The sequence below is a fragment of the Clostridium sp. AM54-37XD genome, from assembly GCF_003478225.1.
Classification (GTDB): Bacteria; Bacillota; Clostridia; order Lachnospirales; family Lachnospiraceae; genus Coprococcus; species Coprococcus ammoniilyticus.
Window position 1 is genome coordinate 338,263 of the sequence record NZ_QUEV01000001.1, and the last position, 22,404, is coordinate 360,666.

At 43.0% G+C, this 22,404-nt stretch carries 23 protein-coding genes, 1 other RNA gene and 1 pseudogene; 22 read left to right on the forward strand and 3 right to left on the reverse strand.

The features are described from left to right. Nucleotides 1-43 precede the first annotated feature (43 nt). The 3 genes from DXA07_RS01530 (at nucleotide 44) to DXA07_RS01540 (ending at nucleotide 3,412) form a co-directional block, all read left to right on the forward strand. Nucleotides 44-1,240, forward strand: coding sequence for a pyridoxal phosphate-dependent aminotransferase (locus DXA07_RS01530; RefSeq protein ID WP_008402408.1), 1,197 nt, complete (start codon nucleotides 44-46; stop codon nucleotides 1,238-1,240). Nucleotides 1,241-1,255: 15 nt separating this feature from the next. Further along, entirely contained in the window at nucleotides 1,256-1,873 is a 618-nt protein-coding gene (locus tag DXA07_RS01535) for a Maf family protein (RefSeq protein ID WP_117808040.1), read from the forward strand. A gap of 87 nt (nucleotides 1,874-1,960) precedes the next feature. Further along, nucleotides 1,961-3,412: a nicotinate phosphoribosyltransferase gene (locus tag DXA07_RS01540; RefSeq protein ID WP_117808041.1), complete on the forward strand. Its 1,452-nt coding sequence runs from the start codon at nucleotides 1,961-1,963 to the stop codon at nucleotides 3,410-3,412. 30 nt (nucleotides 3,413-3,442) lie between these two features. Here the strand turns inward: DXA07_RS01540 and DXA07_RS01545 are convergent, their stop codons facing one another. Continuing rightward, complete coding sequence (locus DXA07_RS01545) at nucleotides 3,443-4,096, reverse strand: hypothetical protein (RefSeq protein WP_117808042.1); 654 nt, start codon at nucleotides 4,094-4,096, stop codon at nucleotides 3,443-3,445. Between the two features lie 331 nt (nucleotides 4,097-4,427). Here DXA07_RS01545 and DXA07_RS01550 point away from each other — a divergent pair, with 331 nt between their 5' ends. From DXA07_RS01550 to DXA07_RS01590, 10 genes are all read left to right on the forward strand, one after another. After that, the gene (locus DXA07_RS01550; protein WP_117808043.1) at nucleotides 4,428-5,306 is read left to right on the forward strand and encodes a DegV family protein; all 879 of its coding nucleotides are present in this window, start codon (nucleotides 4,428-4,430) and stop codon (nucleotides 5,304-5,306) included. A 246-nt stretch (nucleotides 5,307-5,552) separates the two neighbouring features. After that, on the forward strand, nucleotides 5,553-5,909 hold the full coding sequence (locus DXA07_RS01555) for a hypothetical protein (protein WP_226801099.1): 357 nt from the start codon (nucleotides 5,553-5,555) through the stop codon (nucleotides 5,907-5,909). A 19-nt stretch (nucleotides 5,910-5,928) separates the two neighbouring features. Next, entirely contained in the window at nucleotides 5,929-6,714 is a 786-nt protein-coding gene (locus DXA07_RS01560; RefSeq protein WP_181986527.1) for a TatD family hydrolase, read from the forward strand. Next, the gene (gene rsmA / locus DXA07_RS01565; RefSeq protein WP_117808045.1) at nucleotides 6,702-7,565 is read left to right on the forward strand and encodes a 16S rRNA (adenine(1518)-N(6)/adenine(1519)-N(6))-dimethyltransferase RsmA; all 864 of its coding nucleotides are present in this window, start codon (nucleotides 6,702-6,704) and stop codon (nucleotides 7,563-7,565) included. Before DXA07_RS01560 ends, rsmA begins: the two co-directional genes overlap by 13 nt. A gap of 126 nt (nucleotides 7,566-7,691) precedes the next feature. Next, nucleotides 7,692-8,792, forward strand: coding sequence for a DUF6128 domain-containing protein (locus DXA07_RS01570; RefSeq protein ID WP_118483052.1), 1,101 nt, complete (start codon nucleotides 7,692-7,694; stop codon nucleotides 8,790-8,792). Nucleotides 8,793-8,842: 50 nt separating this feature from the next. Then, complete coding sequence (locus tag DXA07_RS13860; protein WP_347475334.1) at nucleotides 8,843-9,076, forward strand: hypothetical protein; 234 nt, start codon at nucleotides 8,843-8,845, stop codon at nucleotides 9,074-9,076. After that, nucleotides 9,046-9,459, forward strand: a complete 414-nt coding sequence (locus DXA07_RS01575) for a nucleoside deaminase (protein ID WP_348980715.1) — start codon at nucleotides 9,046-9,048, stop codon at nucleotides 9,457-9,459. The genes DXA07_RS13860 and DXA07_RS01575 overlap by 31 nt, the downstream gene beginning before the upstream one ends. Before the next feature lie 82 nt (nucleotides 9,460-9,541). Then, an RNA gene (gene ffs / locus DXA07_RS01580) (signal recognition particle sRNA large type) lies at nucleotides 9,542-9,805 on the forward strand. 189 nt (nucleotides 9,806-9,994) lie between these two features. Beyond that, nucleotides 9,995-10,585, forward strand: coding sequence for an HD domain-containing protein (locus tag DXA07_RS01585; protein ID WP_021944638.1), 591 nt, complete (start codon nucleotides 9,995-9,997; stop codon nucleotides 10,583-10,585). 33 nt (nucleotides 10,586-10,618) lie between these two features. Continuing rightward, nucleotides 10,619-11,086, forward strand: coding sequence for a hypothetical protein (locus DXA07_RS01590; RefSeq protein WP_021944639.1), 468 nt, complete (start codon nucleotides 10,619-10,621; stop codon nucleotides 11,084-11,086). Nucleotides 11,087-11,220: 134 nt separating this feature from the next. Here DXA07_RS01590 and DXA07_RS01595 read toward each other — a convergent pair. Beyond that, a pseudogene (locus tag DXA07_RS01595) lies at nucleotides 11,221-12,293 on the reverse strand (undecaprenyldiphospho-muramoylpentapeptide beta-N-acetylglucosaminyltransferase). Continuing rightward, nucleotides 12,294-12,539, reverse strand: a complete 246-nt coding sequence (locus tag DXA07_RS01600; protein ID WP_008402427.1) for a TIGR03905 family TSCPD domain-containing protein — start codon at nucleotides 12,537-12,539, stop codon at nucleotides 12,294-12,296. A gap of 223 nt (nucleotides 12,540-12,762) precedes the next feature. Between DXA07_RS01600 and DXA07_RS01605 the strand changes: the two genes are divergently transcribed. From DXA07_RS01605 to dnaB, 9 genes are all read left to right on the forward strand, one after another. Next, the gene (locus DXA07_RS01605) at nucleotides 12,763-13,716 is read left to right on the forward strand and encodes a hypothetical protein (RefSeq protein WP_118483054.1); all 954 of its coding nucleotides are present in this window, start codon (nucleotides 12,763-12,765) and stop codon (nucleotides 13,714-13,716) included. A 133-nt stretch (nucleotides 13,717-13,849) separates the two neighbouring features. Continuing rightward, the gene (locus tag DXA07_RS01610) at nucleotides 13,850-14,575 is read left to right on the forward strand and encodes a polysaccharide deacetylase family protein (RefSeq protein ID WP_243015394.1); all 726 of its coding nucleotides are present in this window, start codon (nucleotides 13,850-13,852) and stop codon (nucleotides 14,573-14,575) included. Next, nucleotides 14,560-14,754, forward strand: coding sequence for a hypothetical protein (locus DXA07_RS13235; protein WP_243013841.1), 195 nt, complete (start codon nucleotides 14,560-14,562; stop codon nucleotides 14,752-14,754). Before DXA07_RS01610 ends, DXA07_RS13235 begins: the two co-directional genes overlap by 16 nt. 74 nt (nucleotides 14,755-14,828) lie before the next feature. Continuing rightward, a complete protein-coding gene (locus DXA07_RS01615; protein WP_008402430.1) occupies nucleotides 14,829-16,184 on the forward strand; it encodes a glucose-6-phosphate isomerase in 1,356 nt (451 codons plus the stop codon). 98 nt (nucleotides 16,185-16,282) lie between these two features. Further along, nucleotides 16,283-17,404 (forward strand): CDP-glycerol glycerophosphotransferase family protein, encoded by a 1,122-nt coding sequence (locus DXA07_RS01620; RefSeq protein ID WP_182427483.1) that lies wholly within the window; start codon nucleotides 16,283-16,285, stop codon nucleotides 17,402-17,404. Nucleotides 17,405-17,545: 141 nt separating this feature from the next. Beyond that, nucleotides 17,546-18,325 carry an IspD/TarI family cytidylyltransferase gene (locus DXA07_RS01625; RefSeq protein ID WP_021944644.1) on the forward strand — a complete coding sequence of 260 codons (780 nt, stop codon included), beginning with the start codon at nucleotides 17,546-17,548 and terminating at the stop codon, nucleotides 18,323-18,325. A gap of 70 nt (nucleotides 18,326-18,395) precedes the next feature. Beyond that, nucleotides 18,396-20,540 (forward strand): DHH family phosphoesterase, encoded by a 2,145-nt coding sequence (locus tag DXA07_RS01630; protein WP_118483058.1) that lies wholly within the window; start codon nucleotides 18,396-18,398, stop codon nucleotides 20,538-20,540. 1 nt (nucleotide 20,541) lies between these two features. Beyond that, entirely contained in the window at nucleotides 20,542-20,991 is a 450-nt protein-coding gene (gene rplI / locus DXA07_RS01635; RefSeq protein WP_021944646.1) for a 50S ribosomal protein L9, read from the forward strand. Beyond that, nucleotides 20,991-22,331 carry a replicative DNA helicase gene (gene dnaB / locus DXA07_RS01640; protein WP_021944647.1) on the forward strand — a complete coding sequence of 447 codons (1,341 nt, stop codon included), beginning with the start codon at nucleotides 20,991-20,993 and terminating at the stop codon, nucleotides 22,329-22,331. Before rplI ends, dnaB begins: the two co-directional genes overlap by 1 nt. Nucleotides 22,332-22,404: the final 73 nt, after the last annotated feature.

The window sequence follows — 22,404 nt, forward strand, 5'->3', positions numbered from 1 at the left end:
ATACTTCCATTATTAAATTCACAACAGACGGAGGATAACAGGTATGATTTCGGAAAAATATGCAGATATGACAACCAAAGGTTCTATAATAAGAGAATTTGCGCAGTATGCGTCAAAACGTGCGGCAGAGATCGGAAAAGAGAATGTATACAATTTTACGATCGGTAATCCTTCTGTTCCGGTATGTCCGGAGTTTACAGAGACATTGGAACGGATGTTAAAAGAAGAAAATCCATTGACACTTCATGGATACAGCCCGACACTTGGTATTATGTCCGTCAGAGAAGCGGTTGCAGATTCTTTAAATAGAAGATTTGGAATGGAATATACAGCAGATGATATTTTCATGACCTCCGGTGCAGCAGGTGCGATCGCACATGCGATTCGTTGTGTAACAAAGCCGGGAGATGAGGTGATTACATTTGCTCCATATTTCCCTGAGTATGTTCCATATGTTGACGGAACAGGTGCGGTGCTTAAGATCGTGCCGGCGGATATTACATCCTTCCAGATTAATTTTGATGCATTTCTGGAGCTTTTAAATCCAAATGTACAGGCAGTTCTTATTAACTCTCCGAATAACCCATCCGGTATCGTATATTCAACAGAGACGATCAAGAAGCTGGCTGCAATTCTGGAAGAAAAGCAGAAGGAATATGGACATGATATCTATATTATCTCCGATGAACCTTATCGTGAGATCGTATTTGAAGGAACGGATTCGCCATTTATTTCATCCTTCTATGACAACAGTATCTGCTGTTATTCATTCAGTAAGTCACTTTCCCTTCCGGGTGAGCGTATCGGATATGTAGCGGTAAATCCGAAATGTAAGGATGCGAAGCTGATCGTTCTGATGTGTGGTCAGATCTCCAGATTTACAGGACATAACTGTCCGCCATCCATGATCCAGCTTGGTGTGGCAGAAGTGATCGATAAGACAGCTGACCTGTCAATCTATGAGAAGAATAAGAATATTTTATATAAAGAGCTTACAAATATGGGATATGAGTGTGTAGAACCGGGCGGAACCTTCTATATGTTCCCAAAGACTCCGATTGCGGATGCAAATGCATTCTGTCGTATGACAGCCAGCAAGCTGGATCTGATCCTGGTACCGGGAGACAGCTTTATGTGTCCGGGACATATGAGACTTGCTTACTGTACCACAACGGAGATGGTAGAACGCGCACTTCCGTTATTTGAAAAAGCAATGAAACTTGCAAAAGAGATGGAGTAATCAAAGGAGAACATCATGGTTACACAGATTCCGATCATACTTGCATCGAATTCACCGAGAAGAAAAGAGCTGCTTGAAAGAGCCGGTTATACATTTACTGTTATGCCAAGTGACTGCGATGAAGCTACCGATATCCGTTTTCCAAAGGATATGGTAATGGAGCTTGCCGGGAGAAAGGCAGAAAATGTATATAAAAAGGTATGTACAGATCGTGCCGGTACGGAAGCAGAGACACAGCCGTTTATCGTGATCGGTTCCGATACGGTCGTCGCATTAAATGGCAGGATCCTTGGAAAACCGGTTGATTATGACGATGCATATAATACGTTGAATAGTTTGTCAGGACAGACACATAATGTATATACAGGTGTTTCTATTATGTATTATGACGGAGAGAAATGCCGGACAAAGACATTTTACGAGAATACAGAGGTTACATTTTATCCGATGACGCATGAGGAGATCACCGGATATCTTGCGACGGGAGATCCGTTTGACAAAGCAGGAAGCTATGGGATACAGACACAGGGTGGCCTGTTTGTGAAAGGGATCAAGGGCAGTTATGACAATGTTGTCGGACTTCCGCTTTCCCGGTTGTACCATGAGTTAAATGAGATGTTATGTGGGCAGTAATGTGTGAGAAAACGATGCGCCGATCATGTATGATAGAATAGTAGAGATTATAAACTGCTGAAAAAAGAAAGGCAGGAGGACAGAGATATGGACGAAAAGAGAAATTTTACCTTATTAACAGACTTCTATGAATTGACGATGATGCAGGGATATTTCCGTGAGAAAGCAGATGATATCGTTGTATTTGATGCATTCTACAGAAAAAATCCATCCGGAAGCGGCTATGCGATCGCCTGTGGTCTGGAACAGGTGATCGACTATATCAAGAATCTGTCCTTTTCCTATGAAGACGTTGATTACTTAAGAAGTCTGAACATGTTTGATGAAGAATTTCTGAATTACCTTGCAGGATTTCATTTCACAGGTGATATCTATGCGATCCCGGAAGGTTCTGTAGTATTTCCGTATGAGCCACTTGTGAAGGTGGTTGCACCGATCATGGAAGCGCAGTTGGTTGAGACCGCATTATTAAATATCGTGAACCATCAGAGCCTGATCGCTACAAAGGCATCCAGGGTCTGCTATGCAGCAAAAGGGGATGGTATCATGGAATTCGGACTTCGCCGTGCGCAGGGACCGGATGCCGGAACCTTCGGTGCGAGGGCGGCAGTTATCGGTGGCTGTGTCGGAACCTCAAATGTAATCTGCGGTAAGCAGTTCGGCGTGCCTGTGCTTGGGACACATGCACATAGCTGGATCATGAGCTTCCCGGATGAATATACAGCATTTAAGAGATATGCAGAATTATATCCGGATGCATGTACATTGTTGGTTGACACATATGACACATTGAAATCCGGTGTGCCAAATGCAATTCGGGTATTTGATGAGATGAAGGCAGAGGGAAAGATGCCGACCAGATATGGAATCCGTCTGGATTCCGGTGACCTTGCATATCTGTCGAAGAAAGCCAGAAAAATGTTGGATGCAGCGGGATATCCGGATGCAGTCATTGCAGCGTCCTCTGATCTGGATGAATATCTGATCAACAGTTTGAAGAATCAGGGTGCAGCGATCACGTCATGGGGCGTTGGAACCAACCTGATCACATCAGCAGATAATCCATCTTTTGGCGGTGTTTATAAGCTTGCGGCGATCAGGAAGCCGGAGGATGAAGAATTCACAGCGAAGATCAAGATATCAGAGAATCCGGCGAAGATTACAAATCCAGGAAATAAGACGGTATTCCGTCTGTATAATAAGGAGACCGGAAAGATCAAGGCGGATCTGATCGCACTTTCCGATGAGACATATAATGAAGCGGAGGATCTGGAGATATTTGACCAGATGGCTACATGGAAGCGTTCGACACTTCCGGGTGGTTCTTATGAGATCCGTGAGATGCTTGTCCCGGTATTCTTGAAGGGACAGTGCGTATATCAGAATCCATCCACGATGGAGATCCGCGAGTATTGCCAGAAAGAACTGAATACACTCTGGGATGAGACCAGACGACTGGTAAATCCACAGGAGGTATTTGTCGATCTGTCAAAACCGTTATATGATCTGAAACAGAAGCTGTTAAACAGCCGACATTGATGCAGAAATGGTCAGATCAGAAAATATATATTATTTTATCGTCCGACCGGCGTTATAATGGAAATCTTTAATATCAAAATTCATAGCAGAGATCTCGCTCATAGCAGCGTTGATCTCTGTTGTTGTTTTCGGAGCTGCTTTTTTGATATGAGCCAGTGTTGTTTCATATGCTAACATCTGTCGGAGAACATTTCTGCAATAGGCTTCTTCCTCCACCATGGTATGGATATTATACTTTTGCAGGTAATCTGTCATAAAATCGGGAAGCATATTGATCTGGTAAAGAATATAGGCACGAATGGTGTGACCGATCATGTATATAGTAGCAAGAATTAAAACACCCAAAGCAATCAAACCTGTGATCGTCCTCAGAATCATTCCGCCACCCATAACAATGACTGTAAGATGAAAATAATCATATCCAAGCAGAAGAATTAAGAAAATCACATTATAGATAAAATGTGTTTTCAGACTGTGCCTCCTCTTAGGAAGTCCGTCGATCTCGGCGGTATATACCATTTTATAATATTCAATCTGTTTATCGGTATTGTCGATCATATCCATCAGATCAAAATATTCCTGTGAATATGGAGGATCAGATTTCTCTGCTGCTTCAGAGAGATCTGTTTCGATTGTCGGTTTATTCTTAGGTGGTTTCTGATCATTTGCCTTTAAATTCAACATATGCAATCCCCTTATGTAACCTGTCTGCATGTGCGAATCACATGCAATGCTGCTTTTCAAGTTTGTTTATGGATTTTATTGTAACACAATTTACTGCCGGATAGGGAGTCTTCCCCAAAAAGTAAAAATAAAATATCTAGTCTTTCAAACCATGTTACAAAGCCCCGAAAACCATGGCTTTTCTATATAGAAACTACGATTGACATTTGCTGTTTGAATCATCTATATTATAAAAAGTTAAGGGATACAGGCATTTTTGAAACTTGAAATTAGTAGAGTGTATAAGAGTTTTGAAGTGCCGGTTTACAAATAGAAAGATGAGGTTTTACCTATGAGCAAGATCAGGATCATAACAGATTCAGCCAGTGATATTTCGACTGCTGAGGAACAGAAATATAATATATTAATCCTTCCGTTTCCGGTAACGATCGGTGACAAATCTTATATGAGCAGAGTCGATTTTGACAATACCGGTTTTTATAAGTTAATGGAGGAAAATCCAAACGAGCTGCCAAAGACGGCGCAGATCACAGCATTCCAGTTCGACGAGCTGTATAAGGAGCAGTTTGATGCAGGATATACAGATATTATATTTGTCAGCATCAATAAAAAGGGTTCTGCTACCCATGATAATGCAGTCATGGCAAAGAATGAATTTTTTGAGGAGCATCCGGAGTATGCAGGAAAAGGAACGATTCAGATCTTTGATGGTGTTGGATACAGCGGTCAGTATGGATATCCGGTTGTGCAGGCAGCAAAGATGGCAGAAGAAGGAAAAAAAGTGGATGAGATCACTGCTTATCTGTCAGACATTCTTCCGAAGCGACGGATCTACTTCGGTATCTATGGATTGAAATATGCAGCAAAATCGGGACGTATTCCAAGTGCAGCAGCACTGGTCGGTGATGCACTTGGCGTAAAACCGATCATGAAGATATGGGCAAATGAGATCGTTACAGCATTCAAATGCCGCGGCGAGAAGAAATTACTGGCAAAGATGGCGGATGTCTCAGCTGCAGAGATGCTTCCGGGTTCGCCATATCAGATCGTATATGGATGCGATGATGTATGCAGGGATGAACTGGCTGCCAAGATGACAGAAAAGGTTGGTTATGCGCCGGACGATTTCTTCCAGATCGGAGCAGCGGTTGCTTCGAATGCAGGACCAAAGGTAGTCGGAGTTGTTTTTACGGTAAAAGACGAAGCATAAACAGAATATAGATTTTCATAGAAAAGACCTTTGTTCACAGAAGTGGAAGCAGATATACAAGAACCGATGTGGATAAGGGTCTTTTTGCATGGGGATTGACTGGTAAGAAAAAGATGAATTGTGCGGCATAAAGGAAGCCAATTGGGGTAAAGAATGACAACAGTTGGTTGCATATGCTGATCTTAGTAGTGTATACTTAAAAAAATGAAGAAAAATGTGCCGGCAGATGAAAGGCAGATGAGAGATATGGGTGACACACCAAAGATTGAAGAAACAACATTTTATCATATTAATTATTATTTGTATGGAAAGGCATTTAAGGGAAGTTATCAGGGCATGCGGTTCCGCCTTGCCAGAAATCCGCTTGAAAATGTATTTTTTAAACCGAAAGAAGTACAGGATGCAGGAACTCTGATGGCAACGGTCTGGCCGGAGCCGTTCAGTTACGAGAATACGGATGATGAAAAGAAGCTGACAAAGGAATTTCCGTTTTCGGAAGAAGGAAAACTTGCAGCGGTAGACTGGCTCAATGAGCAGTACGAGAGCCGGAAAGAAGAATGGGATGCAGCGAAGCATACGGACTGGAGCAGTTTGAGAAAATAAATGACCGAGGAATATGAAGATGATATTTGAGACACATGGACATTACGATGATGAGCAGTTTGATACAGACAGAGAGCAGTTATTAGAAGAATTTCAGAGACAGGATATCCGGTATGTTATGAATATAGGAGCTAATATTGCGACTTCAAAGGCATCTGTCGAACTGGCGCATCAATATGATTTTATCTATGCAGCGATCGGAACGCATCCGGATGATGCACCGGAGCTTTCAGATGCGGCGATCGAGATGTATCGGCAGATGGCAACAGATGAGAAGGTAAAGGCGATCGGAGAGATCGGACTGGACTATTTCCATGAGGATGTTCCCAAAGAGGTGCAGATCCACTGGTTCCGAAAGCAGTTGGAGCTGGCAGAAGAATTGAAGCTTCCGGTTGTGATCCACAGCAGGGATGCGGCAAAGGATACCATGGATATCATGAAAGAGATGCAGGGAAGACTTTGCGGTGGCGTCATTCACTGTTTTTCATACAGTACAGAGATTGCAAGAGAATATATTAAGATGGGATATTATATCGGCGTTGGCGGCGTAGTGACATTTAACAATGGACGTAAGCTGAAAGAAGTAGTGGAAGCCATTCCGCTTACCAGTATCGTATTAGAAACGGATTCGCCGTATCTGTCACCTGTACCATTCCGTGGAAAACGGAACTCTGCCCTTAATATTCCTTATGTGGCAAAAGAGATCGCAGCATTAAAGGGAGTTACGGAAGAAGAAGTGTATGACGTGACATTTAAAAACAGTCTGAAGCTATACAGAATGGAGGACAAGACATGGAGAAATTAAGTAACCCCCAGGTTACGATACAGACAATAAAGAAATATGAGTTTGCATTTCAGAAGAAATTCGGTCAGAATTTCCTGATCGATGACCATGTGATTACAAAAATTATAAATGCGGCAGAAATTACGAAGGACGATCTGGTACTGGAGATCGGACCGGGAATCGGAACAATGACACAGTATCTGGCAGAGTCAGCCAGAAAGGTGATCGCAGTTGAGATCGATAAAAACCTGATCCCAATCCTTGGAGAAACATTGGCAGAATATGATAATGTAACCGTTATCAACGAAGATATATTGAAGTTAGATATCAACCGGCTGGTGGCGGAAGAAAATGCAGGCAAGCCGATCAAGGTCGTTGCCAATCTGCCATATTATATTACAACTCCGATCATTATGGGCTTATTTGAAAGTCATGTACCATTACAGTCAATTACGGTCATGGTACAGAAGGAAGTAGCAGACCGGATGCAGGTGGGACCGGGATCGAAAGATTATGGTGCGTTGTCACTTGCAGTCCAGTATTATGCAAAACCGTATATTGCCGCAAATGTGCCGCCAAACTGTTTTATCCCAAGACCGGGTGTAGGATCTGCGGTGATACGGCTGACCAGATATGAGGAGCCGCCGGTGACAGTAAAGGATGAGAGCCTGATGTTCAAGCTGATCCGGGCATCCTTTAACCAGAGAAGAAAGACGTTACAGAATGGAATTGCAAACAGCCCGGAGCTTCCATATTCAAAAGCACAGGTGGAGAAAGCTTTGGAAAAAATGGGACTTGCCGCAAATGTTCGGGGAGAAAGTTTAACGCTGGCAGAATTTGCAAAGTTAAGTGATATTATTTCCGAAGAATAAAGGAATAAGTTACAGTAAAAATGCATAGATACAAGTAAGGCTTGTCTTTCGGGGAGAATGTCGGACGCAGACATGACTTCCTGTCGGACAAAAAATGTCAGATAGAAAAAAGAGACGGAGGTATCTATGGTTTACTGGAACAGATTTATATCATATATTTTCAGGTATCACGAATATGACAAATGCGAGAACACGGGATTTGCGAAGGTGCAGAAGCAGAATGAGAAGGGCAAGATGCAGGTGAATTTTAAGGATCAGGTCAAGAAAGAGGGGTTGTATTCGGTTTATCTGTATCGTGAGACGCTTGCAGATCCGGAGGAATATCCGGAGGCTGTGCCGGACAGCATGATTCCGGTTGTGTTGTATCTTGGAAAATTAAGCCTGAAATCCGGAAGAGGAGAAGACTGCTTTACCTTTGACTGGAATAATGTCAATCATACCGGTCGGCCGATCACAGCATGGAGCGGCATTATCATAAGACGGATGGGTGAAGAAGAAAGTGATATTTTCTGCTCCTCATGGACGGATAATATCGTGGATTACAGTCAGGCATTTGCCCGGCGGGAGGCAGCAGAAGCTGAACGGGAAAGAAGAGCAGATGTTGCAGCAACGGAGTATGATCGGGGAAGAATCGTGTCTGAGACGATGACGGAATCAGAAAACATGGACAGCGAATCTGAGGCGGAGACAATGGCTTCAGAGGTGAAAAAAATGGCACATACAGATACAGACAACCGGGAAACCGTTTTGCCGGAAACGGAGGAGTCTCCGGATGAAGAGACATTTTCCAGGACCGATGAGGAAACAGAGAAGCGGGTAACGGCAGCTGAGGTTTTAGAAACAATGAAAGAAGACGGAAGGGCAGCAGAACTGATGGCGAATCGGGAAAAACTTCCGCTTCTGCCGAATTGCCCGGATGGAGAAAATGGAGTGATCGAGTGTGTGAAGATCAATCCGAACGATATCGGACTGCTGAACATGGATAACTGGCGGCTGGGGGTGAACAGCTTTCTGACACATGGATTTTACAGCTACAAATATCTGATGCTCGGCAGGGTGCTGTTTGATGAAGAAGATACGAATGGATACATATTGGGAGTGCCGGGAGAGTATTCATCCAAAGAAAAATATCTTGCAGGAATCTTTGGATTTGATCGTTTTATACCGGTGAAGGAGACAAGGATCAAGACCGGAAGCTTTGGTTACTGGGTGGTAGATCTGAAATAAAAAGGATTGCGGCAAAAAGCAATGTTGGTTGAATGACGGAGAATGCCGGTGTGGAGAAGAAGATGGAACAGAGTACAGAAGAAAATGTAATAGAACAAAGAATAAATGATGATCAGAATGTACGGAACAGAGAAGACGAAGAAAAAGATATATGTGCAGATCAACAGGTGACAGAACCGGAGATATCCGATGAAGACAGGAAAATGTATGAAGCATATATGGCAAAGGCGATTAAGCTGGCGCAGAAAGCTATGTGCAGGGGGATGTTCCGATTGGCTGTGTGATCGTAAAGGATGATAAGGTGATCGCACGGGGATATAACAAGAGAAATCTGAAGAAGACAACACTGGCACATGCAGAGCTGCTTGCGATCGAGCAGGCATCAAAGAAACTCGGTGACTGGCGCTTAGAGGATTGCACGATGTATGTAACGTTAGAACCGTGCCAGATGTGTGCCGGAGCCATTGTACAGGCAAGGATCCCGAAGGTTGTGATCGGCTGTATGAATAAGAAAGCCGGCTGTGCCGGTTCAATCCTGAATATGTTTGATATGCCTGCGTTTAACCATCAGGTAGAAACCGTATATGGTATCCGGCAGGAGGAGTGCAGCAGCCTGATGAAGAACTTTTTTGCAGACCTGCGGAAAGGTGTTATTTCAAAAAAATAAACAGGTTGACGTATGTGCGATCGTCATTTATAATCAAGTATGCGTCAAAATATGGCGTACAATTTAATATGTTATAAAGTTTCCATGCAACCGGGGAAGTAGCGGTGCCCTGAACCTGCAATCCGCTATAGCAGGGGTGATAGTTTTCTTGAGGGATGTCCACTGTAGGGCTGCCCTTAGTAAGTGGCGTTGATGTCTGGGTCTTGCGCAACAGGACTCTTCGAACCGTGTCAGGTCGGAGACGAAGCAGCACTAAGGAGAATCTCCTGTGTGCCGCGAGGGTGCCTGGGCTGAGTTAACTGCTAAGGTAACGCTTATGGCGGCATTTCGAGAGAAAACTGCATGGATTTTTTTGATAAAAATATTTATAAAATTTTCAAAAAATTATAGCAAATCTATATAAAAGATGCTATCATAGAAAATGATACTTTCTTTTTTTATGGGAAAGTTCTGGAGAAATGATATTTAGTAGGACTTCAGATATTCTGACAGTACGAAAGATACAAAAAAGGTAGATATCAAGGGGCGAACAGAGATGAACTACGCTGATGTAATTGAGTTTGTCAAAACGCAGACCGCGGAGAATGGCAGACCGCCAAATTATGAGTTTAGAAGTAGATTCGAGCATACAATGCGCGTGTACAGATGGGCGATCAAATTACAGTCTAAATTAGGCGGTGATTTGGATATTATTGTACTTGCGGCACTTTTGCATGATATTGGATGGGATGAGAACAGACCTCACGGAGAGGTTGGAGCAGAGATTGCAGTAGAATATCTTGACAGCATAGGAGTTGATCCGGAGAAGATTGCCAAGATCGGAGAGATCATTATGATCCATGAAGAAAAGGATACAGATGCAGACCTGTCATTGGAATGCCGTATCGTTATGGATGCTGATCTTCTGGATGAGGTTGGAGCTGTCAGTGTACTTTGGGATTCAATGGCTACAGCGCTGGAGGATGATGCCAGCTATAAGAGAGCATATTACAGAATTAAAAACTTTTACAGGATTAATAAACCGAAGATCAGACGTTGTAAAACCGATGCAGGAAGAGTGGAATACAATAAGCGTATGCAGCTTCTTGAAGAATTTATCTTTCAGTTGGAAAAAGAGCTATTTTAGATTTAATAGTGTAAAGGAAATGGGAGTGTTAATATGAAAACTTTTTTGAAGATATTAGTAGCAATTATCATTGTTGGAGCATTATGTTTTGGAATTTACTGTATTCTTCCGGAAACATCTCAGATGTATGTAAAGGGAAATATTCAGTACCGTACAAATGAAACAGCTAAGACTCAGGTTGATAAGATCAAGAAAACCAAGATTCCGGGAACTGAGAAGACATTCGGTGCAGGACTTGAAGGACTTTGTAAGAGCTGTGCATGGTACTATGAAGAAGAGGCAAATGGTGACTGGATGGTTACATTCTATGGTTCAAAGGCAACAATGGATCTGACAACAGCAGGCATGGATCAGATGTATACAGAACAGCCGATGAAGGTAACATTTACAGTTCGAAATAATTCTCAGGTTGATATCGTAATGGAGATCAAGGGAGATATTCTTTCTACAGATCAGGCGAAGACAGCCGCGTATGAAAAGATTGCAAATGCAGCGAAGTAATTTAATACATACCATAAAAAAAACAGGCATATATCATTTTGATATGTGCCTGTTTTTTATATGCGTTATGCCGGCATTTGGTAACTGCAAGCCAACTGGTGCAGCAAACAGTCTGTATTTGACTGCTGCTGTGCTTATTTGTTATTTACCAGCTCCTCAATCATGCCGACTATAATTGAAGTGGAATCTGTAAGGTTGCTCTTCTCCATTGTTTCGATGTAAGTCTGTTTGTTATTGTATACATCATCGATCGCAGCGAATAATGTTTCGGAGGATAATTCCTCTTCCTTTATCACATAGCTGTAGCCGCTCTTTTTGAAGGATTTCGCATTTAAGATCTGGTCGCCACGGCTTGCAGCAGCGGATAACGGGATCAGGATATTCGGTTTGCGAAGGGCAAGTAATTCACAGATCGCATTTGCACCGGCACGGGAGATCACGAGATCGGCAAGAGCGAGCATGCTGCTCAGTTCCTTCTTTATATATTCATATTGAGCATAGCCCGGCTTGTTATCTAAGCTGTGATCCAGATTATCCTTACCGCAGAGATGGATCACGTTGAAACGCTCCAGCAGTTTATCAATATTTTCGCGGATCGCTCTGTTGATCACGGCACTTCCTGAGCTGCCGCCAACGATCAGGATGACAGGCTTGTTGTCTGTAAATCCGCAGAAGTTGATCGCATCAACTGCATTTCCGTTGAAAAGCTCTTTACGGATCGGAGTTCCGGTCACAACTGCCTTGCCCTCCGGGAACATATCCTTTGTCTCCGGGAAGTTACAGCATACACGGGATGCCTTTGGAAGCTCCAGCTTATTTGCAAGTCCCGGTGTCATATCAGATTCATGGATGATGACAGGGATGTTGCAGGATTTGGCTGCAAATACGACAGGAACTGTTACAAAGCCACCCTTTGAGAATACGACATCCGGCTTCAGTTCCTTCATTAACTTCTTGCTTCGCCCATACCCTTAATAACGCGGAATGGATCCGTGAAGTTCTTAAGGTCAAAATAACGTCTGAGCTTACCGGAGGAGATTCCATGATAAGGAATGTTCAGATCCTCGATCAGCTTACGTTCCATTCCGTTATAAGAACCAATATAATGGATATCATATCCAAGCTTCTGTAATTCCGGTATCAACGCTATATTTGGTGTAACATGTCCGGCAGTTCCGCCACCGGTAAGATGATTCGTTTCATATATTTATGCCCCCTGAAGATAATTCTTAAGCGCCTTTGCTAACTGATCCGGACAGGATGTTGGCTTAAAGCTGCATGTTGTTCCTTCCAGTTTATCAATGACATCTTCTACTTTCATACCTTCGACTAAGGCACTGATACCTTTCAGGTTACCATTGCAGCCACCGGTGAAAGAAACATTTTTAACTTTTCCATCTTCTACTTCAAAATGAATATTAGTAGAGCAGGTTCCTTTTGTTTTGTAATCCATATTAAATTACCTCTTTTCTATTATAGTCCAAAATAACTATATACATTCTTAAATGGGTTCAAATCGAAACCAGTATACCAAAAATGAAAATAAAGGTAAACATTTGTCGTGTGATTTGGCTTGAAAAATCAAAAAATTCAAAACTATAATGGAACCACCCTGAATCCGGAGCGGGGTATCGGAACTGAAAACATGAAAAATTATTTGAAAAGGGGAAATGGTTATGTTTGGAACTATTTTGGAACAGAGTATTTTTTTGTATGTGATCGCGGCAACGGGAATATGTGGAATTGCAGCAAAGCTGATAATGAATGGATTTTTAAAGGGGCTGGTCAGGGAAGTCGGAAGTATGAAAAGTACAAAAAAGAAAGCACTGGTGGAGATACGAAAAAGGTACGAGGAGTTATCGTATCTTGATGTGGGTATCCGGGATACGAGATCGTTTGTCGAGAAATACATATATAAACTGAAGATTGGTAAGAGCTACGTCAGCTCCTGGAACAGCTTCTGCAGTAATATGATGATCCTTGCCGCCGGAACAGGGCTGATCGGAACCTGGTGGGAATATCGGACAGGCAGTTCTGTATTTGCAAGTACACAGATTGGCATGTGGGGCATTGTTGCATGTGGGGTTATGCAGATGGTCTACAACGTATTCAATACCCGGAGAAAATGTGAAATGCTATCAGCAGAACTTGTCAACTATATGAATAACAGCCTGGCAAACCGCCTGAAACGGGAACAGGAAAAACAGATGGAGAGTAGTAAACAGGAAGCAGAAGACAGAAGCCGAAGTGGTCTGAAACAGACAGCAGCGTCTATTATAGAGCCAAATGTGATCGATATTGATGCGGCACTGGCACAGATGGGAGAGCAGAAGGACAGACGGAGCGAGAAACAGACAGAAGCAGAGCGTAAAAAAGGACGGGAAGCGGATAGCAAGAAGAAAAACATGCAGGAGTCTGATCCTGCACGGGAAAGAATCACGGCAAAATCGAAAAAAACAATGCGGGCAGAGCAACGCAGATCAGAGAAAAACCGGCGGCAGACGGCAGCTGAAGAGCAGCAGTCTCTGAAACAGACCGCAAAGGCTGAAGAGCGGGAGGTAACGGAGGAACAGATTGCGGCGTGTGATGCATTATTTGACAAGCTGCTGCAGGGAATCAGTACAACCTGACAGGTATAGGTATAAACAGCAGAAGAAACAGCATATATTATATCCAAAATAACAATTGGAAGTGGTTGCAGTCAAAAAACTGTATGTAGTTTCGGGAATTATGATGTGTCTGTTTCTGACAGGCTGTGTCGGAATGGCAAAGAGCAGAGCTGGTAAAAACGGAAATGTAGCAACACCGGGAGACTGTCGGGTGCAGAAAGAGGGAAATCAGGCAGCTGATGGTTCCGGTGGACAAAATGACAGTACGGATGGACGAAAAGGAGGAAATGATAATGGAAGTGTAGAAGACCGGACAGAGGCGACGACGGAGGATATGACGCTGCTTCGGGATTATGATGCGGTCAGCAATAAGAAGTTTTCATGGTACATTGTACGGGATAAAAATCATGGGATCAGTGACTGCGATCACAGTTTTTCGATCGAACAGTATGATGCATATTATGTGGATCAGGATGCAGGAGATGACAAGGTTATGTATCTGACCTTTGACTGCGGTTATGAGAACGGATATACAGAACAGATACTGGACACGTTAAAGAAGCATAATGCAAAAGCTTGTTTTTTTGTTACACAGACGTATATCAGGGATAATGTGGAGCTGGTAAAAAGAATGAAAGAGGAGGGCCACCAGGTTGGCAACCATACCGTTACTCATCCTTCCATGCCCGGTATCAGTGTGGAGAAACAGAAGGAAGAATTGCAGACCTGTGCCGATTATATGAAGGAGGCCACGGGCTACCGGATGGATCCGTATTTCAGACCGCCAAGCGGTGAGTACAGTGAAAGGGTACTCCAACTGGCAAAGGATATGGGTATAAGACCATTTTCTGGAGCATGGCATATTTGGATTATGATGTAAATAATCAGCCGGGGAAGGATTATGTGATCGAGCATTTTGATAAATATTATCATAATGGAGCGATCCCGCTCATGCATAATGTGTCGGAGTCAAATGCGCAGGCGTTAGATACAATGTTGTCAAATTTAACAGAACTTGGTTACAGATTTGTATCACTTGATGAAATGTTCGAAAAATAGTTGATTATGGGGGTTCCTTTTGCTACAATTATCCATAGCTTTGAAAAATCATATAAGCAAGGAGAGATAATAAAATGGCAAAGACAGTAAGTTTCGATTTTAAGAATGTTGCTGGTATGGCTTCCGCTGAGGACATCGCAGCTATTAAGGAAGAAGTTGTTGCAGCAAAATCAACACTTGTAAACAAGACCGGTGAAGGAAACGATTTCCTTGGATGGATCGATCTTCCGGTTGACTATGATAAGGAAGAGTTCGCCAGAATCAAGAAAGCGGCAGCTAAGATCCAGTCAGATTCAGATGTTCTGGTAGTTATCGGTATCGGCGGTTCTTACCTTGGTGCAAGAGCAGCGATCGAAGCTTTAAGACACAGCTTTTATAATTCAGTAGATAAAGAGATCCGTAAAACCCCTGAGATCTATTATGCAGGAAGTAATATCAGCAGTACCTATATGGCACATCTGTTACAGGTGATCGGAGACAGAGATTTCTCTATCAACATTATTTCCAAGTCAGGTACAACAACAGAGCCTGGTATTGCATCCAGAATCTTCAAGAAGAAATTAATTGAGAAATATGGCAAAGAAGAAGCAGCTAAGAGAATCTATGCTACAACAGATAAGGCAAAGGGAGCATTAAAGACACTTGCTACAGAAGAAGGATATGAGACATTCGTAGTACCTGATGATGTAGGTGGACGTTTCTCAGTTCTGACAGCAGTAGGTCTTCTTCCAATCGCAGTAAGCGGAGCAGATATTGATAAGCTCATGGAAGGTGCTGCATCAGCAAGAAAGGATTGTCTTGCAGAGAACTTCGACGACAGTGATGCTATGAAGTATGCAGCAGTTCGTAATATTCTGTACAGAAAGGGCAAGTCTATCGAGATCCTTGCCAACTTTGAGCCGGCATTACATTTCGTAGCAGAATGGTGGAAGCAGTTATACGGCGAGAGCGAAGGAAAAGATGGTAAGGGATTATTCCCAACAGCAACTGACTTTACAACAGACCTTCATTCATTAGGACAGTTTATCCAGCAGGGTTCACAGAACCATTTCGAGACAGTAATCAATGTGTTACATCCAACATGTGAGATCGTTATGGAAGAAGAGGATTGTGATCTTGATGGTCTGAACTACCTTGCAGGCAAGACAGTAGATTTTGCAAATAAGAGTGCTATGAACGGAACAATTCTTGCACATGTTGATGGTGGAATCCCAATCATCCAGATTAACATCGACAAGATCGATGAGTTCACATTAGGTGAGCTGTTCTACACATTTGAGTTTGCATGTGGTATCAGTGGATACACACTTGGTGTAAATCCATTTAACCAGCCAGGTGTAGAAAGCTACAAGAAGAACATGTTCGCATTACTTGGCAAACCAGGAAACGAAGAACTTGGCAAAGAGCTTCTTTCCAGAATCAATGGTTAATAAAGTTAGATAGAAGATGACGATAAGCCGGCGGCATACGCATGAAAACGCGGATGCCGCCGGTTTTCAAAATAGTCGAAAGGTTTATTTTGAAGCACATGAAGATAGTATTTTATATAAAACAGGTGTTGAAAATGGCGATGCAGCAGATCTATCTGCCGATGCTCTACAAACGGTATGCCGGAAAGCCGGTCGAAAGGGGGCTGGTAATTTTTGCCGATGCACATCATGAAGAACTGCCTTTTTCCATGAGAAAAATGTATGAAACACTGCAGGGAGATCCAGAGTATAAGAATGAAACGTGGGTCACTGATTTTGGAAAGATGGGATATGGCAGCCTGTTAAAATGGTTGAAGCAGTTTATGAAACGGTATGCGGCCGCCGAATATGTGTTTATCTGTGATAATTTCCTTCCGGTTTCTGCCTGCACAAAACGTCCGGAGACGAAGGTTGTGCAGCTCTGGCATTCCGGAGGACTGCTTAAGAAAAGCGGATATGATACGACGGAGGATATTCCGAAGATGTATAAAGGCGGTTCGGTTTACAAAAACTATGATCTGCTGACCGTCAGTGCACTATGCTGTGTGCCAGTATTTACAAAGACGATGCGGCTTGCACCGGGTGTTGTACAGGCAACCGGGATCAGCCGTTCAGACTGTTATTATGATGAAGCGTGGAATCAGGCAAACCGTGAGGAATTCTACCGAAAATATCCAGATGCAAAAGGGAAAAAAGTCATCCTGTGGGCTCCGACATTTCGTGGAAATGCAGCTATGCCGACGCTCTGTGGAATGGAAGAAATACAGAGAGCCATGAAAGAAACCTCAGACCGGTATTACTGGGTGATCAAGCTGCATCCGCATCTGGAAGAAAAGGGAATGAAGTCGAACTGCGATCTGCCATCCGAGAAAATATTTGCAGTTGCAGATCTGCTGATCACGGATTATTCGTCGGTATTATTTGACTATATGGTATATGAGAAGCCGTTTTTATTCTTTGCACCGGATTTTGATTCCTTTGACCATGCCAGAGGATTCTATGTTCCATATGATTCTTTCCCATGCCAGATCGTATCCGATGGAATGAAGCTGGCGGCTGCGATAGACCGGGAATTCACACAGAATCGGACAGATGAGATCCGGGAATGCCTGAAATACCATATGCAAATGTGTGATGGACAGGCAACGGAGCGGATTTTGGAGGTTGTGAAAAACCTATAGTTGAATTTTTTGTGAATACGTTATAATATTAATATATCTATGCAGAATGGGATAAGTATATACAGGAACATTCTGTGAGGGGATTGCCGGACGCAGTCCGGTTTCATGAAAATAATTAGAGAAAAAAGGAGAAAACAGTAGATGAATATAGCAATTATTTTTGCAGGTGGAAGCGGAGTAAGAATGGGAGCAGGTGTCCCAAAACAGTTTCTTGAGATCAATGGAAAACCAATTCTGATCCATACATTACAGTTATTCCAGTATCATGATCAGATTGATGCGATTTATATTTCTGTTCTGAAGGATTATATTCCTTATGTAGAGGATCTTGCAAACGAATATCATCTTACAAAGGTAAAGCATGTATTAGCAGGTGGAGCAACTTCTCAGGATTCTATCTACAATGCACTTAAGATGGCAGAGTCAGAATGCCCGGAGGATTCTATCGTGCTGATTCATGATGGTGTTCGTCCATATGTATCCTATGATGTTATTGCAAACAATATTGCAACTGTTAAGAAATATGGAAATGCGATCACATCAACAGCCTGCTATGAAACGATTATGATCAGTGAGGATGGTATCGAGATCGATTCCGTACCACCAAGAAAGGATACTTATTCTGCACAGGCTCCGCAGTCCTTCTATCTGAAGGATATCATTGCAGCACATGATGTTGTCCGCGCTACACCAACCGGTTATGAAGGAATGGTAGATGCATGTACGATCATCAGAAGCCAGAATATCGTTGCACATATCGTAGAAGGCAACAGAGGAAATATCAAGGTAACAACACCGGAGGATGTATACATGTTCCGTGCGTTATTGCAGTATAAGGAAAATGAGCAGGCATTTGGTCTTGGAATTACAAACAAGATTGATACCAGAATGAGTCAGTATAAGAAAGACAATGAGAAATAGATCATAGACTCACATACAAATATGAATAAAGACAGGGCATTTTTCAGGATGCCCGGAAAGGATTATCTCCATGAATGATAACAGACATACAGACACCAGACATGAAATATATTTACAGATGCCGCTTTATGTGATCGCATTATTTGTACTTTGTGATATCTGGATGCTGACGGTCAGTGTTGTTGCAGGAATTGTAGGGATCATATTTACTGCAGTGTACTCGGTTGTGGTGATAGTCCTTTATATTTCTTCCAGAGTGTCCAGTGAAGCCGCATATGCAAATCGTGCAATGGAAAATGGGCGGGTTCAGAAAGATCTGATCCGTGAGTTCCCGATTCCATATGCGATACTGGATAAGACAGGCAGGCTCGCATGGGTGAATGATGAATTTGCTCATATTACGAACACCAGCAAGCGGAAGCTGATGCGTCTGACTGCGATGCAGGTATTTGAGGGGCTGACCCATGAGATGATACCGGGTGAGTGTGATGAGCCGGTACATGCGGATATTGAATACGATGGAAAAGAGTACAGGGTTGAGATTAAGAATATCCGGGTAAATCCGGATGGACCGGTAGACAGTGTCCAGGAACAGGAGACCTCAGAACATGAGGAGGAAATGGAGAATCTGCCGGTTACAGAGGACCAGCCACAGGAGAAGAAAACGATCAAACGGAAAAAACATACAGGAGTTACAAACTTCACCGCTATGTATCTGTTTGATATGACAGAACGGAATAAACTGGCAAAAGAGAATGAAGAGCAGAAGCTGGTGACCGGTCTGATCTACATTGATAATTACGATGAGATATTTGATGACCTGGAAGAGGTAAGACATTCTCTGCTGGTTGCTCTCGTCGATCGAAAGATCAATAAATATATGGCAAACGTAGATGCCATTGTACGTTCCTTTGAGAAGGACAAGTACATGTTTGTCATGCCGAAAAAATATCTTCCACAGCTTCAGGAGAATAAGTTTGCGTTGCTGGATGAAGTAAAAGCAATCAATATCGGAAATGATCTTCCATTGACGCTTTCAATCAGTCTGGGCACGGAATATAAGAGCTTTATAGAAGATTTTGAAGCTGCCCGTTCTGCAATGGAACTTGCACTTGGACGAGGTGGTGATCAGGTTGTATTAAAGTCGAATGACAAGATCACTTATTACGGTGGACGTAGTCAGGGTACTGAGAAATCAACCAGAGTAAAAGCCCGTGTTAAGACCCTGGCATTCAAGGAATTACTGGAAACAAAAGAAAAAGTTATCATTATGGCGCATAAGAATCCGGATATGGATGCATTTGGATCGGCGATCGGCGTATACCGGATGGTAAATTCCATGAATAAGGAGGCACATATCGTAATCAATGAAGTGTCCTCTGCCATCAGTCCGATCTATGGTAATTTTACTGCCAATAGTATGTATGGGGATGATATGATCATCAACAATGAGCAGGCGATCGAGATGATCAATGCTGATACCATGCTGGTTGTTGTGGATGTCAATAATCCAAGTCTGACGGAATGTGAGGAGCTGATCTCCTATGCAAAGACGGTAGTTGTATTCGATCATCACAGACAGACCAAGGATGTCATTGCCAATGCAACCCTTTCTTATGTAGAACCATTTGCATCATCTGCATGTGAAATGATCGCAGAGATGTTGCAGTACATGGATGAAAAAATTAAGCTGCGTCCGTCCGAGGCGGATGCTATGTATGCCGGGATCCTGATCGATACGGATAATTTCCTGACAAAGACAGGCGTGCGTACCTTTGAAGCGGCCGCATATTTAAGAAGAAGCGGTGCGGATGTTATGCGTGTCCGTAAGATGTTCCGGAGTGATATTGATTCTTACAGACAGAAGGCAGATGGTGTCAGAAATGCCGAGATGGTTCTCGGAATGTTTGCGGTATCTGTATTTGAACCGAAAGAAGGTCCGGAGTCACCGATCGTATTGACAGCGAAGGTGGCAAACGAGATGTTAAATATAGCAGGCGTGCGTGCCTCCTTTGTCATTGCACAGCTTGGAGATGATGTTAAGATATCAGCCCGGTCGATCGATGATGTAAATGTACAGATCATCATGGAACGTATGGGTGGGGGCGGTCATGCAAATATTGCAGCCGCACAGTTTAAGAATACAACGAAGGAAGAAGTAAAGGAACAGCTTGTCAATTTACTTGAGGAGATGTACAAGGAAGGAGATATTTAATATGAAGGTTATCTTACTGGAAGATGTAAAGAGTCTCGGAAAAAAAGGAGAGCTGGTAAATGTCAGTGACGGTCATGCCAGAAATTATATCATCCCGAGAAAGCTGGGACTTGAGGCAACACCTAAGAACCTGAATGATTATAAGTTAAAGAAAGCGCATGAAGAAAAGGTTGCAGCAGAGAATCTTGCAGCAGCAAAGGCGCTGGCAGCAGAGCTTGAAAAGGCATCTGTAGCCGTCGGTATCAAGGTAGGAGAAGGCGGAAGGGCATTTGGTTCTGTATCTTCCAAGGAGATCTCAGATGCGATCAAGAGCCAGTTGCATTATGATATTGATAAAAAGAAAATCGTGCTGAAGGATGCGATCAAAGCAATGGGAACATTTACTGTTAAGATCAAGCTGCATCCACAGGTACAGGCAGAGCTAACAGTAAAGGTAGAAGAGGCTGACTAATGGAAGACGCATTTATCAGGAAGAAACAACCATATAACCTGGATGCAGAACAGTCAGTTATCGGTTCTATGATCATGGATCGTGATGCAATCGTAGACGTATCGGATATACTTACGAAGGAAGACTTTTACAGTGCACAGAATGCGATTCTGTATGAGAACATGATCGAGCTGTTCAAGGAAGGAATGGCGGTCGATCTGATCACGCTGAATAACCGGCTCCGGGAGAAGAATATTCCGGAAGATGTGGCGGGTATGAGTTATATTGCAGATATCATAGCCGCAGTGCCAACCTCGGCAAATGCCAAGTATTATGCGAAGATCGTAGCAGATAAAGCGGTGCTTCGCCGTATGATCAAGATGTGTGAGGATGTTGAAAAGGACTGTTATCTGGATACGGATGACGTGGATGGTCTGCTTGAGACGGCAGAGAGTGGAATCTACAAGATCGTACAGCAGAGAAACGGTGCAAATGATTTTGCGTCGATCGATTCAATCGTATTAGATGTTATCGATCAGATCGAGGCTGCATCCAGACAGAACACCAGAGTTACCGGTGTGCCGACCGGATTTATCGATCTGGATAACATGCTGACAGGTCTGCATGGATCGGAACTGATCCTGGTAGCGGCTCGTCCTGCTATGGGTAAAACTGCATTTGTCTTAAATATCGCACATCATGTAGCTGTAAAGAAGCGTATTCCGGTTGCAATATTCAGTTTGGAAATGTCGAAGGAACAGTTGGTAACACGTATGATCGCGCTGGATTCACTTGTTAATTCACAGAAGATCCAGACGGGACAGCTTGTAGATGATGAATGGGATAAGATCATGGAGAGTACAGAGGTTATTGCTGATGCTCCGATCTTTGTTGATGATAATTCTGCGATCACGGTAGCCGACCTGCGTTCCAAATGCAGAAAATTAAAACAGAACAACGACCTGGGGCTTATCATCATCGACTATTTGCAGTTGATGAGCACGAACAAGCATGTAGAGTCCAGACAGCAGTTTATTTCTGATACATCGCGAGCATTAAAGGTGCTTGCAAGGGAACTGAATGTTCCGGTTATTACCCTGTCACAGTTGAACCGTGCAGTTGACTCCAGACCGGATCATAAGCCGGTGCTTGCCGATCTGCGTGAATCCGGTGCAATCGAGCAGGATGCCGATGTTGTTATGTTCATCTATCGTGATGATTATTACAATCCGGATACCGAGAAAAAAGGTATCGCTGAGATCATCATCGCAAAACAGAGAAAAGGTGCGACAGGTTCCGTTGATCTTGTATGGATGCAGGATTACACGAAGTTTGCAAATAAAGAGCACCCGCAGATGTAACGGATCAGAAAAAAGATATTAATACGGAATGTATAAATATAAATCGAGAAAGAAAGTCCGAATAAATCGGAAG

Bases quoted from the DNA above. Each gene is read 5' to 3' on its own strand.
- DXA07_RS01600 (WP_008402427.1), bottom strand. From the start codon at position 12,539: ATGGATTACAAAACAAAAGGAACCTGCTCTACTAATATTCATTTTGAA.
- DXA07_RS01540 (WP_117808041.1), top strand. From the start codon at position 1,961: ATGGACGAAAAGAGAAATTTTACCTTATTAACAGACTTCTATGAATTG.
- rplI (WP_021944646.1), top strand. From the start codon at position 20,542: ATGAAGGTTATCTTACTGGAAGATGTAAAGAGTCTCGGAAAAAAAGGA.
- DXA07_RS01570 (WP_118483052.1), top strand. From the start codon at position 7,692: ATGGTTTACTGGAACAGATTTATATCATATATTTTCAGGTATCACGAA.
- DXA07_RS01535 (WP_117808040.1), top strand. From the start codon at position 1,256: ATGGTTACACAGATTCCGATCATACTTGCATCGAATTCACCGAGAAGA.
- DXA07_RS01545 (WP_117808042.1), bottom strand. From the start codon at position 4,096: ATGTTGAATTTAAAGGCAAATGATCAGAAACCACCTAAGAATAAACCG.
- DXA07_RS01585 (WP_021944638.1), top strand. From the start codon at position 9,995: ATGAACTACGCTGATGTAATTGAGTTTGTCAAAACGCAGACCGCGGAG.
- dnaB (WP_021944647.1), top strand. From the start codon at position 20,991: ATGGAAGACGCATTTATCAGGAAGAAACAACCATATAACCTGGATGCA.
- DXA07_RS01620 (WP_182427483.1), top strand. From the start codon at position 16,283: ATGAAGATAGTATTTTATATAAAACAGGTGTTGAAAATGGCGATGCAG.
- DXA07_RS01625 (WP_021944644.1), top strand. From the start codon at position 17,546: ATGAATATAGCAATTATTTTTGCAGGTGGAAGCGGAGTAAGAATGGGA.
- DXA07_RS01530 (WP_008402408.1), top strand. From the start codon at position 44: ATGATTTCGGAAAAATATGCAGATATGACAACCAAAGGTTCTATAATA.
- DXA07_RS01555 (WP_226801099.1), top strand. From the start codon at position 5,553: ATGGGTGACACACCAAAGATTGAAGAAACAACATTTTATCATATTAAT.
- DXA07_RS01610 (WP_243015394.1), top strand. From the start codon at position 13,850: ATGGCAAAGAGCAGAGCTGGTAAAAACGGAAATGTAGCAACACCGGGA.
- DXA07_RS01550 (WP_117808043.1), top strand. From the start codon at position 4,428: ATGAGCAAGATCAGGATCATAACAGATTCAGCCAGTGATATTTCGACT.
- DXA07_RS01615 (WP_008402430.1), top strand. From the start codon at position 14,829: ATGGCAAAGACAGTAAGTTTCGATTTTAAGAATGTTGCTGGTATGGCT.
- DXA07_RS01560 (WP_181986527.1), top strand. From the start codon at position 5,929: ATGATATTTGAGACACATGGACATTACGATGATGAGCAGTTTGATACA.
- rsmA (WP_117808045.1), top strand. From the start codon at position 6,702: ATGGAGAAATTAAGTAACCCCCAGGTTACGATACAGACAATAAAGAAA.
- DXA07_RS01630 (WP_118483058.1), top strand. From the start codon at position 18,396: ATGAATGATAACAGACATACAGACACCAGACATGAAATATATTTACAG.
- DXA07_RS01605 (WP_118483054.1), top strand. From the start codon at position 12,763: ATGTTTGGAACTATTTTGGAACAGAGTATTTTTTTGTATGTGATCGCG.
- DXA07_RS01590 (WP_021944639.1), top strand. From the start codon at position 10,619: ATGAAAACTTTTTTGAAGATATTAGTAGCAATTATCATTGTTGGAGCA.